Origin of the sequence: Halomonas sp. HG01 (assembly GCF_000968715.2) — a bacterium.
GTDB lineage: Bacteria > Pseudomonadota > Gammaproteobacteria > Pseudomonadales > Halomonadaceae > Halomonas > Halomonas halophila.
Map to the genome: position 1 here is coordinate 76,480 of NZ_CP022134.1, position 13,698 is coordinate 90,177.

At 67.8% G+C, this 13,698-nt stretch carries 9 protein-coding genes, 1 rRNA gene and 1 other annotated feature; of the genes, 6 read left to right on the plus strand and 4 right to left on the minus strand.

The window, feature by feature from the left end:
* Positions 1-44: 44 nt before the first annotated feature.
* Complete coding sequence (gene prlC / locus UN84_RS00335; protein ID WP_046078464.1) at positions 45-2,093, minus strand: oligopeptidase A; 2,049 nt, start codon at positions 2,091-2,093, stop codon at positions 45-47.
* Positions 2,094-2,202: 109 nt separating this feature from the next.
* Here prlC and UN84_RS00340 point away from each other — a divergent pair, with 109 nt between their 5' ends.
* From UN84_RS00340 to UN84_RS00350, 3 genes are all read left to right on the plus strand, one after another.
* On the plus strand, positions 2,203-3,543 hold the full coding sequence (locus tag UN84_RS00340; protein ID WP_046078463.1) for a sodium-dependent transporter: 1,341 nt from the start codon (positions 2,203-2,205) through the stop codon (positions 3,541-3,543).
* A 16-nt stretch (positions 3,544-3,559) separates the two neighbouring features.
* Positions 3,560-4,108 carry a gamma carbonic anhydrase family protein gene (locus tag UN84_RS00345; RefSeq protein ID WP_046078462.1) on the plus strand — a complete coding sequence of 183 codons (549 nt, stop codon included), beginning with the start codon at positions 3,560-3,562 and terminating at the stop codon, positions 4,106-4,108.
* 355 nt (positions 4,109-4,463) lie between these two features.
* Positions 4,464-5,135: a metal-dependent hydrolase gene (locus UN84_RS00350; RefSeq protein WP_046078461.1), complete on the plus strand. Its 672-nt coding sequence runs from the start codon at positions 4,464-4,466 to the stop codon at positions 5,133-5,135.
* Here the strand turns inward: UN84_RS00350 and UN84_RS00355 are convergent.
* From UN84_RS00355 to UN84_RS00365, 3 genes are read right to left on the minus strand one after another with little or no spacing between them, the layout of a single operon-like run.
* Entirely contained in the window at positions 5,111-6,493 is a 1,383-nt protein-coding gene (locus UN84_RS00355; RefSeq protein ID WP_046078460.1) for a sigma-54-dependent transcriptional regulator, read from the minus strand. The two genes, UN84_RS00350 and UN84_RS00355, sit on opposite strands and share 25 nt — an antisense overlap.
* Positions 6,486-8,402 carry a sensor histidine kinase gene (locus UN84_RS00360; protein ID WP_046078459.1) on the minus strand — a complete coding sequence of 639 codons (1,917 nt, stop codon included), beginning with the start codon at positions 8,400-8,402 and terminating at the stop codon, positions 6,486-6,488. The genes UN84_RS00355 and UN84_RS00360 overlap by 8 nt, the downstream gene beginning before the upstream one ends.
* Positions 8,399-9,172, minus strand: a complete 774-nt coding sequence (locus tag UN84_RS00365; protein ID WP_046078458.1) for a GntR family transcriptional regulator — start codon at positions 9,170-9,172, stop codon at positions 8,399-8,401. The genes UN84_RS00360 and UN84_RS00365 overlap by 4 nt, the downstream gene beginning before the upstream one ends.
* 394 nt (positions 9,173-9,566) lie before the next feature.
* Between UN84_RS00365 and lldD the strand changes: the two genes are divergently transcribed.
* From lldD to rrf, 3 genes are all read left to right on the plus strand, one after another.
* Positions 9,567-10,727, plus strand: coding sequence for an FMN-dependent L-lactate dehydrogenase LldD (gene lldD, locus UN84_RS00370; protein WP_046078457.1), 1,161 nt, complete (start codon positions 9,567-9,569; stop codon positions 10,725-10,727).
* A gap of 85 nt (positions 10,728-10,812) precedes the next feature.
* Positions 10,813-12,531, plus strand: a complete 1,719-nt coding sequence (locus tag UN84_RS00375; RefSeq protein ID WP_152662834.1) for a PPC domain-containing protein — start codon at positions 10,813-10,815, stop codon at positions 12,529-12,531.
* Between the two features lie 700 nt (positions 12,532-13,231).
* Positions 13,232-13,425: a sequence feature (23S ribosomal RNA rRNA prediction is too short), on the plus strand.
* A 102-nt stretch (positions 13,426-13,527) separates the two neighbouring features.
* Positions 13,528-13,642, plus strand: a 5S ribosomal RNA gene (gene rrf, locus UN84_RS00380).
* Positions 13,643-13,698 lie beyond the last annotated feature (56 nt).

The following is a 13,698-nucleotide window of genomic DNA, read 5'->3' on the forward strand; positions in this document are numbered from 1 at the left end:
CCGTGTCGATGACGTCGGTCAGGTGGCTGTCTCGGGTCGCTTGATCAGGCCGCCCGGATGCCGCTGTGACGCAGCAACGGCTCGACGCTGGGCTCGCGGCCGCGGAAGGCGCGGAACAGCGCCGCGGCGTCGCGGGAGCCGCCGCGTTCGAGGATCTCGGTGCGGAAGCGACGGCCGGTCTCGGGGTCGAAGATGCCGGCCTCCTCGAAGGCGCTCCAGGCGTCGGCAGACAGCACCTCGGCCCACTTGTAGCTGTAGTAGCCCGCCGCATAGCCGCCGGCGAAGATGTGGCCGAAGCCGTTCTGGAAGCGGTTGAAGGCCGAGCGCGGCACCACCGAGACGGCGTCGCGCACCTCGTCGAGCAGCGCCTGGATGTCGGCGGCGGAGGGCGCGGCGGCCTCGCGGTGCAGGCGGAAGTCGAACAGCGAGAACTCGAGCTGGCGCGCCATGCCCATCGCCGACTGGAAGTTCTTGGCCGCCAGCAGCTTGTCGAACAGTTCAGCCGGCAGCGGCTCGCCGGTGTCGACGTGGCCGGCGATCAGGTCGAGGCCCTCGCGCTCCCAGCAGTAGTTCTCCATGAACTGGCTGGGCAGCTCCACCGCGTCCCAGGCCACGCCGTTGATGCCGGAGATGTCGGCGACGGTCTGGCGGGTCAGCATGTGGTGCAGGCCGTGGCCGAACTCGTGGAACAGGGTGGTGACCTCGTCGTGGGTCAGCAGCGCCGGCTTGTCGCCCACCGGGCGGGTGAAGTTGCAGGTCAGGTAGGCCACCGGCAGCTGCAGCGCATCGCCTTCCAGGCGCCGCACCCGGCACTCGTCCATCCAGGCGCCGCCGCGCTTGCCCTCGCGGGCGTAGAGGTCGAGGTAGAAGCCCGCGATCGGCGCGCCGTCATCGAGGATGCGGAAGTAGCGCACGTCGGGATGGTAGCGCGGGGCGTCCTCGTCTTCCTCGAAGGTCACGCCGTAGAGCCGCTCGACCACCTGGAACAGGCCGTCGACCACTCGCGGCGCGGGGAAGTAGGGGCGCAGCTGCTCCTGGGAGATGGCGAAGCGCGCCTCGCGCAGCTTCTCGCTGGCGTAGCCCACGTCCCAGGGCTCGAGGGCGGCCAGGCCCAGCTCATCGCGGGCGAAGGCGGCCAGCTCGTCGAATTCCTCGCGGGCCTGGGGCACGGCGCGCTCGGCCAGGTCCTCGAGGAAGCCGATCACCTGCTCGGGCGACTCGGCCATCTTGGTGGCCAGCGAGTAGTCGGCATAGGTGGCGAAGCCCAGCAGCTCGGCCAGCTCGCGGCGCAGCGCCAGGGTCTCTTCCATCACCGGGGCGTTGTCGAACTCGCCGGCGTTGGGCCCCTCGTCGGAGGCGCGGGTGACGAAGGCGGTGTAGACCTCGCGACGCAGCTCGCGGTCGTCGGCGTGGGTCATCACCGGCAGGAAGCTGGGGAAGTCCAACGTGATGCGGTAGCCCTCGCGGCCCTTGGCCTCGGCGTTGGCCGCCAGCGTGGCCAGGGCGCTCTCGGGCAGGCCGGCCAGCCGGGTGGCGTCCGGCAGGTCCAGATGCCAGGCCTGGGTGGCGTCCAGCAGCTGGTTGGAGAAGGTGTTGGCGAGGCTCGACAGCCGCGACTGGATCTCGCCGTAGCGGCGCTTCTGTTCGGGCGGCAGGTCGACGCCGGCCAGGCGGAAGTCGCGCAGGGCGTTGTCCACGGTGCGGCGCTGGCCTTCGTCGAGCGCGGCCCAGGCCGGGCCGTCCTTGAGCGCCTGCCAGGCGCGGAACAGCCCCTCGTGCTGGCCGAGCCAGGTGCTGTAGTCGGAGAGCAGGCCAAGGCTGGTCTCGTAGGCCTGGCGCAGCGCCTCGTTGTTCATGGTGCCGTTGAGGTGCGAGACCGGCGACCAGGCCCGGGACAGGCGGTCGTTCAGCGCCTCCAGCGGCGCGGCCAGGGTCTCCCAGGTCGGCGTTTCCCGCTCGGCCCTGGCCACCAGGGCCTCGATGGCCTCGCGGTTCTCCGCCAGCAGCGTCTCGATGGCCGGCACCACGTGCTCGGGGCGGATCTCGGCGAAGGGCGGCAGGGTGTGGGCGTCGAGCAGGGGGGTCGTGGACATGCGCACCTCGGGATGCAAAGGAGTGACAGCGCTTAGATGCGGGCGGCCGGGCCGGGTTTCAATGTGCTAGGCTTGGCGCCTTTTGCAACTTCAGGCCGGAGACGAGGCGATGAACGAGACCCTGGAGCGCTGGAGCAGCCGCCGCGCCTTCATCCTGGCGGTGACCGGGGCCGCGGTGGGGCTGGGCAACATCTGGCGCTTTCCCTATATCACCGGGGAGAACGGCGGCGCCGCCTTCCTGCTGCTCTACGTGGCCTTCGTGCTGCTGTTGGGGCTGCCGGTGATGATGGCCGAGATCCTGATCGGCCGCGCCGGGCGTAGAAGCCCGATGCAGTCGCTCAGCCACCTGGCGACCCAGGCCGGACACAGCCGCCACTGGCGGTGGCTGGGGCTGTTCGGCGCCTTCACGGTGTTCTGCATTCTGTCCTTCTACTCGGTGGTTTCGGGCTGGTCCATCGAGTTCCTCGTCTCGTCGATCAACGGCGACTTCGTCGGCCAGGACGCCGCCAGCATCGGTGCCGGTTTCGATGCCTTCCTCGCCGATCCCGCCCGCATGACCTTCAACCACACCCTGTTTCTGGTGATGACCATGCTGGTGGTGGCCGCCGGGGTGACCAAGGGGCTGGAGCGGCTCAACAACATGCTGATGCCGCTGCTCTACCTGCTGCTGCTGGTGCTGGCCGGCCACGCTGCCACCACCAGCGGCTTCGGCCCGGCGCTGGCCTGGCTGTTCACGCCGGACCTGTCGGCGATGACGCCCATGGTGATGATCCATGCCATGGGCCATGCCTTCTTCACGCTGGCAGTGGGCGCCTGCGCGCTGATGGCCTACGGTGCCTACATGCCGGACCACCAGAGCCTGCCGCGGGCGGCGGCCGGGGTCGCGGTGCTGGACGTGACCGTCGCCCTGCTGGCCGGCATCGCCATCTTCTCGGTGGTGTTCGCCCAGGGCATGGACCCGGCCGAGGGCCCGGGGCTGATGTTCGTGACCCTGCCGGTGGCCTTCGCCGACCTGCCGTTCGGCGCCTTCTGGCTGTCGCTGTTCTTCCTGCTGCTGCTGCTGGCCACCTGGACCTCGTCGATCAACCTCGCCGAGCCGATGGTGGCCACGCTTCAGGGCTGGGGGCTCGGTCGCGGACAGGCCGCCGCCGCGGTGGGGGTGACGGTATGGCTGGTCGGCCTGCTGTCGGTGCTGTCGTTCTCGACGCTGGCCGACGTCCATGTGCTGTTCGGCATGAACGTCTTCGAGCTGGTGACCACGGTGCCGCCGGAGATCTTCCTGCCGGTCGGCGGCGCGCTGATCGCGGTGTTCGCCGCCTGGGTGCTGCCCGAGGTGGAAGCACTGCGGGCCCTGGACGCCGGGCCCACCGGCTTTCGCGTGTGGCGCACCACAGTGCGCTGGGTGTCGATTCCGCTGACGCTGGTAGTATTGATCTCCGGACTGATCTGACGACGGGAGGCGTGTGATGAGCGAAGCCAAGACCCTGAGGCCCTGGAAGGGCACGAGCCCGCAGCTGGGCGAACGCGTCTACATCGACCCGGCCTGCATGGTGCTGGGCGACGTGGTGCTGGGCGACGACTGCTCGGTGTGGCCGATGGCGGTGATCCGCGGCGACATGCACCGCATCCGCATCGGTCAGCGGGTGAGCATCCAGGACGGCAGCGTGCTGCACATCACCCATGCCAGCGACTTCAATCCCGACGGCTTCCCGCTGACCGTCGGCGACGATGTCACCGTCGGCCACAAGGCGATCCTGCACGGCTGCACCCTGGGCAATCGCATCCTGGTGGGCATGGGCGCCATTGTCATGGACGGCGTGGTGGTCGAGGACGAGGTGATCATCGCCGCCGGCGCCGTGGTGCCGCCGGGCAAACGCCTGGAGGGTGGCCACGTCTATGCCGGCAACCCGGCCAAGGCGCTGCGCCCGATCAAGGACAAGGAGCGCGCCTTCTTTCCCTATACCGCCGGCAATTACGTCAAATTGAAGGATGAGTATCTGGCGGCCGAAGAGTGATGGGCTGTGGCTCCGAGCGAGCGCTGGCTCGGGGCTCAGAGTCATCCGGCGAGGACACGCATGAATACGTCCCTGTAGCTCCCGGCGCCCTGCAGCGCTCTCGCATCCTGCTCCGCTTGCAGGACCGGTGCTGGCCATCCATGGCCAGCCCGTTTGGAGGAATCCTCCTCACCCATGGCGCAGGAGGTCCTCGTCGGATGACCCGTCGCCCCTTGTCCTGTCTGAGTACTGGACCTGGGGAGGCAGCGTGGCCTCAATGATGTGCAATAAAGGCGTAACCCGCCAACCGCTTGTTTTCTTTGGCCATGCCGAGCGCTAAACTGTTGTTTTATCCAGTCAGTGAGGCGCCGCGGGCATGGCCGACTTCCGAACCCACCTCGGCGTGGCCGCGACCCTGGGCGCGGTGGTCGCCCACGGCGGCTGGCAGGCCGGGCTGTGGGCGTTCTCCGAGGGGCTGCCCGTCCTCGCGCTGATCACCTTCGGCGGCATTCTCCCCGATATCGACGCCGACCGCTCCAAGGCAATTCGCCTGATCTTCAACCTGCTGGCGATCCCCGCCGTGGTCGCCGGGGCCCTGTGGCTGCAGGCCCGGCTGGACCCGGGGCCACTGATGGTGGCCTGTGGCGGCATCTACCTGGGCGTGCGCTACCTGGGCGGGGCGCTGTTCTGCCGTTTCACCGTGCATCGCGGCATCTGGCACTCGCTGCTGGCCGCGGCGCTGTGCGGGCTGACCGCCACGGCGCTCAGCCATCGGCTGTTCGCGCTGCCCGACCGGCTGGCCTGGATCTACGGGGCGGCGCTGGCGCTGGGTTTCGTGATCCACCTGCTGCTCGACGAGCTGTACAGTGTCGATCTCACCGGGGCACGCCTCAAGCGTTCCTTCGGCACCGCGCTCAAGCCCTTCGACTGGCGTCAGCCCGGCAACTCGCTGGCCATGCTGGCGGTCATCGTCAGCCTCTCCCCCTGGCTGCCGCCCTGGCAGCCGCTGGTCGACCTGGTGGCTCAGGGCTCGGCGTTCTGGCGGTAGTCCTCGGCCCTCAGGCCATGTTTCTTCAGCTTGTCGTAGAGCGTCTTGCGCGGCACGTCGAGGGCGTCGCAGACCTCGCTGACGCGGCCCTGATGGCGGGCCAGCGCCTGGCTGATCAGGCTCTTCTCGAACAGCTCCACCTGGCGCGGCAGCGGCAGCTCGCCACCCTCGCTCTCGCCGCCTTCCAGCAGCGTCTCCAACCGGTAGTCGCAGGTGATTCCCAGCAGCACGTAGCGCTCGGCGAGATTGCGCAGCTCGCGCACGTTGCCGGGCCAGTCGTGGGCCAGCAGCGCCGAGGTGCCGGCGGCGTCCAGTGGCGGCGCCTCCAGGCCGCTGCGGTTGGCGGCCACCACCGCGAAGTGCTGGAACAGCAGCGGAATGTCCTCGCGGCGCTCGCGCAGCGGTGGAATCGGCAGGGTCACCACGTTGAGGCGGTAGTAGAGGTCCTCACGGAAGTCGCCGGCCTCGGCAGCGGCCTTGAGGTCGACCTTGGTGGCGGCGATCACGCGGATGTCCAGCGGTACCGCCTGATTGGAGCCCAGCCGCTCGATGCTGCGCTCCTGCAGCACCCGTAGCAGCTTGACCTGCAGCGACAGCGGCATGGATTCGATCTCGTCGAGGAACACGGTGCCGCCCTGGGCGTGCTCGAACTTGCCGATGCGCCGCTCCACGGCGCCGGTGAAGGCGCCCTTCTCGTGGCCGAACAGCTCCGACTCGATGGTGCTCTCCGGCACCGCGCCGCAGTTGATGGCGACGAAGGGCCGGCCGCCGCGGGCGCTGCGCTCGTGGATGGCGCGGGCCACCAGGTCCTTGCCGGCGCCGGTTTCGCCGAACAGCAGCACGTCGGCCTCGACCTGGCTGATGCGCTGGACCATCGAGGCCAGCCGCTGGATCGCCGGGGTGCGGCCGACCAGGCGCGGGCCGGGGGCCGACTGCTGGGCCTCGAGTTCGGCCTTGAGGGTGCGGTTCTCGAGGCTCAGCCGACGCTTGTCGATGCCACGTCGGACGACTTCCACCAGGTGCTCGCCGGCGAAGGGTTTCTCGAGGAAGTCCCAGGCGCCGTCGCGCATCGCCGCCACCGCGGTGGAGACGTCGCCGTGGCCGGTGATCAGCACCACTGGCAGGTCCGGGTCGCGATCGCGGATCTCGCGCAGCAGCGCCATGCCGTCCATGCCAGGCATGCGGATGTCGCTGATCACCACGCCGGGGAAGTCCGGGGTCAGGGCCGCCAGGGCGTCTTCGGCGCGTTCGAAGGCCCGGGGCTCGTAGCCGGCCAGCTCCAGGGTCTGGCCGGCGGTGATGCGCAGGTGCGCCTCGTCGTCGATGATCATCACCGGGGTCGCCGGGGACTCATGCATGGGATTGCCGCTCCTCGCTGGATGCCGGGGTATCGGTGCCCGCGTCGCGTGGCAGGCTGATGGTGAAGCGGGCGCCGCCCTCGGCGCCGTTGGCGACCTCCAGGCGGCCGCCCAGGTCGTCGATGATACGCGCCGAGATCGACAGGCCCAGCCCCAGGCCGCTGCCGGCGGCCTTGGTGGTGTAGAAGGGCTCGAAGATGCGCGACAGCCGATCCTCGGCGATGCCGGGGCCGTTGTCGGCCACCGCCAGGCGCACCCGGTCGCCCTCGGCGGCGATCTCGAGCGTCAGCCGCGGCGATGGCGTCTCGGCCATGGCCTGCAGGGCGTTGCCGATCAGGTTGACCAGCACCTGCTCGAGGCGCACCGGGTCGGCGCGCACCCAGAGCTCGTCCTCGGGCCAGCGGCGCTCCACCGCCACGTCACCTTCGCCGAGCCGGGCCTGGAACAGCCGCAGGGCGTAGTCGAAGCAGGAGGGGGCCGAGACGGCGGTCAGGTTGTCGCCGCTCTTGCGCGAGAACTGGCGCAGCTGGGCGCTGATCTCGGCCATGCGTTCGGTGAGCTCGACGATCTGACCGAGATTGGCGTCGGCGGCCTCGCTGCGGCTGCGGGCGATGAAGGCGCGGGCGTTCTCGGCGTAGGCGCGGATCGCCGCCAGCGGCTGGTTGAGCTCGTGGTTGATGCCGGCGGCGAGCTGGCCGAGTACCGCCAGCTTGGCGGCCTGGACCAGCTCGTCGCGGGTCTCGCGCAGGCGCTGTTCGGCCAGGCGGCGCTCCTCGATCTCGTCGGAGAGGCGCCGATTGGTGGCGGTCAGGTCGCGGGTGCGTGCCTCCACGTGGCGCTCCAGCTCGTCGCGGGCCCTGGCCAGGGTGCGGCGTTCGCGCTCGGCGAAGCGCTCGCGCTCGCGGCGCAGCCGCAGCCGCTGCCAGCCGATGCCGCCACCCAGCACCACCAGCCCGTAGAGGCCGCCGGCCAGCGCCGCCGCCAGCCACTGGGCGTCGACCACCGGGGTGAGCGGCTTGAGGATGTGCATGTCCCAGCCGAAGCCGGGCACCGGCCGGGTCAGGCTCAGGTAACGCTCGCCGGCCAGCGGGCCATCGGAGAAGCCGACCAGCCGGGCGTTCTCGCCGCGCCGTTCGAGCTCGCGGATGCCGGCTGGCGGCAGCGGTTCATCGCCGTAGCGCCGCGAGGCATGCAGGGCCGCGAGCTCCGTCTCAGCGAGGGGCTCCAGGGCGGTGAGGCGCAGCGCTCGCCGGCTGGCCATGAACACCACGCCGTCGCCGTCGGTGACCAGCAGCTCGGCGTCCTGTTCCGCCCAGCTGTCCTCGACGGCGTGCAGCAGCACCTTGAGTACCATCACGCCGTCGGGCCGGGCGTTCGGCGCGGTGTCGTCGAGCCAGATCGGTGCCGAGAAGTAGTAGCCGCGCTCCTGGGAGCGCAGGCCGAGGCCGAAGAAGCGCCCCTTCTGGCCCTTCATGGCGTCCTGATAATAGCGTCGGAAGCGGTAGTTCTCGCCGATGAAGGTGCTCTCGCGGTGCCAGTTGCTGGCCGCCAGGGTGTCGCCGTGGCGGTCGAGCAGGTAGATGTCCGAGACGTCGGCGGTGGCGCGGAAGCGGTCGAGCAGGCGGTTGAGCGGCATCGGATCCTGCTGGGCAGGCGTCGCCAGGAAACGCTTCACGGCCTCGCGGGAGGCGAGCAGCTCGGGCAGGTAGTCGTGACGGGACAGGTGCCCGGTGAGCCCGGCCACCGACAGTCGCAGCTCGTTCTCGGCGTCGTCGCGCAGCACCTGAAGGGCCTGTTCACGGGCGACCTGGGCGGTCTGCCACAGGCACAGCGCCAGGCCGGCCAGGCCGATCAGGGCCAGCAGCAGGCGTAGACGACGCCGGCGAGGGGAGGGCGAGGCGGTCGTCATGCGTCGGGCGCGGGCATGGACTGGGCGCGGCGCAGCGAGCGCTGGGCGCGGGTCTCGGCGCGGGCCGCGGCCAGCAGGTTTTCCTCGACGTAGACCAGATGGTCGTGAGCGCAGGCGCGGGCCTCCTCGGCGCGGCCCTGGAGGATGGCATCGAGCAGTGCGCGGTGTTGGGTCATCAGCCGCTCGCGGGCGTCGGGCTTGGCGAACAGCGCCTCGAGGTTGTCGACGATGCTCTTCTCGAGCAGGTGAAAGATGCCGCGAATGGTGTGCAGCAGCATCACGTTGTGGGCGGCCTCGGCGATGGCCAGGTGGAAGGCGGCGTCGGCCTTGGCCTCTTCGGCCGGGTCCCGGGCCTCGAAGCGGGCCTCGAGCTCCTCGAAGCGCTGCAGCAGCACCGCCTTGTCGGTGGGCGTGGCGCGCAGCGCGGCATAGTAGGCGGAGAGTCCTTCCATGGCGTCGCGAAATTCGAGCAGGTCGAGGTGGAACTCGCCGTGGCGCGAGAGCATCTCCAGCAGCGGGTCGCTATAGCCGCTGTGCAGGTCCTCGGTGATGAAGGTGCCGCCGCCCTGACGGCTGTGCAGCAGGCCGCGGGCGGCGAGCTTCTGGATCGCTTCGCGCAGCGAGGGGCGCGAGACGCCGAAGCGTTCGGCCAGCTCGCGTTCCGGTGGCAGGCGCTGGCCGGGCTTGAGGCTGCCCTCGAGAATCAGTGCCTCGAGGCGTTCGGTGATCACGTCGGCGAGGCGCGGCTGGCGCAGGGTCTGGTAGGACATGGCGGCGTTCCTGGGCGCGAGGTCTTTCGGCGCATGGTAGCGTCATTCAATTGGTATTACCAATATGGCGCATTTTTTGTCGTATGCCGTTGTGCTGGTTTTTCAAGGTCTTGCGTGGCGCTTTTCATGGCTTAATACCAAGGTATAAGCGCCTTTTGCGGCGGGAATTTTGACACCCTCGCGGCCGGGCCATAGGGTGCGGTAACCAGTCGATGTCAATTGGTTTTACCAATTATGGCTTGCGAGGCGCCGAGCGTCTCGCGCTGTGCCGAAGCGCCGCCCGACTGGAGAGATTTCTTGCGCCCGCGTGCGCCCGCGCCGACGACCCTCGAGCCCTCGTCGCGGAGCCCGCGCCGGCCTTTATCGATCGCTCATCCATTGTACAGGGCCCGCCATGATCATCTCCGCCGCCACGGACTATCGCCAGGCCGCCAAGCGTCGCATCCCGCCCTTTCTCTTTCACTATGCCGACGGTGGCGCCTATGCCGAGCATACGCTCAGGCGCAACGTCGAGGACCTCGGCGAGATCGGTCTGCGCCAGCGCGTGCTGAAGGACATGTCCTCGCTGTCGCTCGAGACCGAGCTGTTCGGCGAGTCCATGGCCATGCCCGTCGCCCTGGCACCCGTGGGGTTGACCGGCATGTACGCCCGGCGAGGCGAGGTGCAGGCGGCCAGGGCTGCCGCGGGAAAGGGCATCCCGTTCACCTTGTCCACGGTGTCGGTCTGCCCCATCCATGAGGTCGCCTCGGCCGTGGATCGGCCCATCTGGTTCCAGCTCTACGTGCTGAAGGATCGGGGCTTCATGAAACATGTGCTGGAGCGGGCCAAGGCCGCAGGCGTGAAGACGCTCGTCTTCACCGTCGACATGCCGGTGCCCGGGGCGCGCTATCGCGATGCCCACTCCGGAATGAGCGGCAAGCATGGCGGCATCCGGCGCATGCTGCAGGCCGCGACCCGTCCGCGCTGGGCCTGGGACGTGGGCATTCACGGTCGCCCCCATGACCTGGGCAATGTCTCGGACTATCGCGGCCAGCCGACGGAGCTCGAGGATTATATCGCCTGGCTTGGCGACAACTTCGATCCCTCCATTTCGTGGAAGGACCTGGAGTGGATCCGCGAGTTCTGGGACGGCCCGATGATCATCAAGGGCATCCTCGATCCCGAGGACGCCCGCGATGCCGTGCGCTTCGGCGCCGATGGCATCGTGGTTTCCAACCACGGCGGGCGTCAGCTGGATGGCGTGCCTTCCTCCGCCCGCGCCCTGCCGGCCATCGCCGATGCCGTGAAGGGCGACCTGGCCATCCTGGCCGACTCCGGCATCCGCAGCGGGCTCGACGTGGTGCGGATGGTCGCGATGGGGGCCGACAGCGTGCTGCTGGGGCGTGCCTTCGTCTATGCGCTGGCCACCGCCGGCGAGGCGGGCGTGGCTCACCTGCTCGAGCTGGTCGACAAGGAGATGCGCGTGGCCATGACGCTCACCGGTGCGCGCACCATCGCCGACCTGGGGCCGGATTCGCTGGTCACCGAGTCGCGTCTGCGCGGCGGCGATGCCTGAGGCCCCTCTATAGCGCTGCGTTTTCCGCTATAGTGCGGCTGTCCCGCAGAGGCGGGGGCATCGTCACTACGTAGGGAGACATGACGTGGACATTCAAGGAACTCGGCGCTTCAGCGTCTCATCGGGTCGCCTGATGGCGGGCCTGGTCGGACTCACTCTGCTGGCAGGCTGCAGCGACGACGAGGCGCGCTTCGTCTCGGCGCCGGAGATGCAGGCCGGCGACAGCCTCGAGGGCGAGCTGACCTCGACCAGCCCGGTCAACCTCAACAACGGCACGCGCTATTCGGCGCACTGGATGTGCGGCAGTGGGGAGGCGGAGCGCTATCGTTACACGCTGGATGCGCCTTTCGCCGCGTCGCTGGCGGCCTTTGACGACGAGGGACACTGGATCGGCTTGGCCGAGAGTGGCCCCGAGGGCGAGCCGGCGATCCTGCTGAGCGCTGCCGAGGCACAGCGCTGCACCTTGGTCGTGATCAACGGGCAGGATGGCGCCGCCTTCGGTCCCTATACGCTGGCGGCCGAGGCAACCGGCGACGAGGACGGGCTGCAGGCCGACCGGCCGTTGGTCGGCCGGTTGGACGACGGCAGCGCCGAACACTCGCTCAGCCTGGACGCTCCCGCCCACCTCAATCTGGCGCTGTCCGGCGAGGAAGGGCTCGACATGCATCTCGTGGGAGAGGGGGTGAATCAGCGGGCCGAGTCCTGTGCGCCGGGCGAACTTCGTCTCGATGCCTATCTGGAGCCTGGCGACTACCGCGTTCAACTGGGGCAGGCGGCCAAGCCCAACGTGGCGATGACGAAGTGCGCCAGTCAGGTGCTGAGTGCAGGCGGTGCTTATCAGCTGGTCGCCGAACAGCGCGACCTCTCCGACGGTCGACGCAACGGCGGGCCGCTGCGAGATGGCGATCGCATCACCGGTACGCTCGAAGGTGAGTCGACCAATCACTACACCCTGCATCTCGATGAGCCCTCCGAGGTGATCCTGGATCTCGGTTCGACGGCCTTCGATACCGTGTTGCACCTCAGTGGCAATGACACCCAGATCAGCGACGACGATGGCGGCGGTGGCACCGATTCGCGCATCCAGACGGTGTTGATGGCCGGCGACTATCGCGTCGAGGTGGCCAGCTACGGTGGCAATCGCGGTGACTACGCGATCGAGCTGCGGCGCAGCGAATTCGACGGCGAGTTCCGTAACGACGGGCCGATTGCCAGCGGCGAGGAGGTGCGCGGGCAGTACGTCGGCGTCGCCGAGAACCGCTATCGCTTCACCGTCGAGGAGACGGCCGAGGTGAGTCTGGCGCTCGACTCGCAGGACTTCGATCCGATGCTGTATCTGCAGGGGGAGGGCGTCGAGCTGACCGACGACGACAGCGGCGGCGATCGCAACTCGCTGATCAACACCGTGCTGGAGCCCGGCGACTATACCCTGGAAGTCCAGAGCTACAGCGGCAGCGGTATCTATACCCTGCGAGCCGAGTCGTCGCCGTTCGAGGGGCGCATGAGCGACAGTGGCGAAGTCACCCCTGGGGAAGTGGTCTACGGTCGGATGACGGCCGGTAGCCGGCTCGCTTACCGGCTAGTGGTGGAGGAGCCTCGTGAAGTGGTGTTGGAAAGCACTTCCAGCGCCGTGGATACCGTCATGCGCCTGACCGGCAACGGCGTCAATGAGCACAACGACGATGCGCCCGGCCTGGGGCTCGGTTCACGCATCACCCGGCATCTGCAGCCTGGCCGTTACGAGGTGGAAGTGACGGCTTTCGGCAGCAACGCCGGCATGGTGCGGCTGTTCATCGGGGAATAAGAGCGGTGCCGGGGTGTCGCGTCGGCGACGCCCCGGTGGCTGATTCTGGTGCGATGAGAAAAGTCCTTGCACCATCCCGGTGAAGTCCGTAGAGTACGCATCCGCTGCCGGCGACGGGTAACGTTGCAGGCGGTGATGAGTGGCAAAAGCGCTTGTTTTTCTTGAGGTTTTTCGAATTTCTTCGGAATTACTCGATTGACAGGGTCAGCGGAATCGGTAAAATGCATGCCAATCGATCGGATGTCGCTTCACGCTGTTGTCGCGATGGTCGGTCACCCGCTTCGCTCTCTCGAGAGCTTGAAGATCACCGGTTGACACGACGCGCCGATCACGTAGAATACGCCTTCCTTGCGAGGCACTGGTCAAGCGGCCGGGAACGCAAGATGCTCTTCTCCTTATTGAGTCGAGCTGCTCTTTAACAATCGATCAGATAATTCATGTGGGCGCTTGTCGGGATGTCGGTGACCAGTCACTAGATATCAAGACAAGCGACTCGTCAAAGAGACGTTTGAATCTTGAACCAGGTTTGGTTCCACCTTAGGAACTATCAAGCTTTTAACTGAAGAGTTTGATCATGGCTCAGATTGAACGCTGGCGGCAGGCCTAACACATGCAAGTCGAGCGGAAACGATCCTAGCTTGCTAGGAGGCGTCGAGCGGCGGACGGGTGAGTAATGCATAGGAATCTGCCCGGTAGTGGGGGATAACTTGAGGAAACTCAAGCTAATANGGTCGGACGGGATAACCGCTGAAAGCATCTAAGCGGGAAGCCTCCTTCAAGATGAGATCTCCCCGAGGCCTCGAGCCTCCTGAAGGGCCCAGCGAGACGAGCTGGTTGATAGGTCGGGTGTGGAAGCGCTGCAAGGCGTTGAGCTAACCGATACTAATGGCCCGTGAGGCTTGACCATATAACACCCAAGTGGTCTGTGACTGACAACAGACGACGGCGGATACGCGAGAGACGATCTCGTCAGCATGATTCGCATTGCCTTTTTCGCCTGACGACCATAGCGTGCGGGAACCACCTGATCCCATGCCGAACTCAGCAGTGAAACCGCTCAGCGCCGATGGTAGTGTGGGAGTTCCCATGCGAGAGTAGGTCATCGTCAGGCACTTATACCGAGAAAACCCCGGCTCATCGAGTCGGGGTTTTTTTATGTCCGAACGT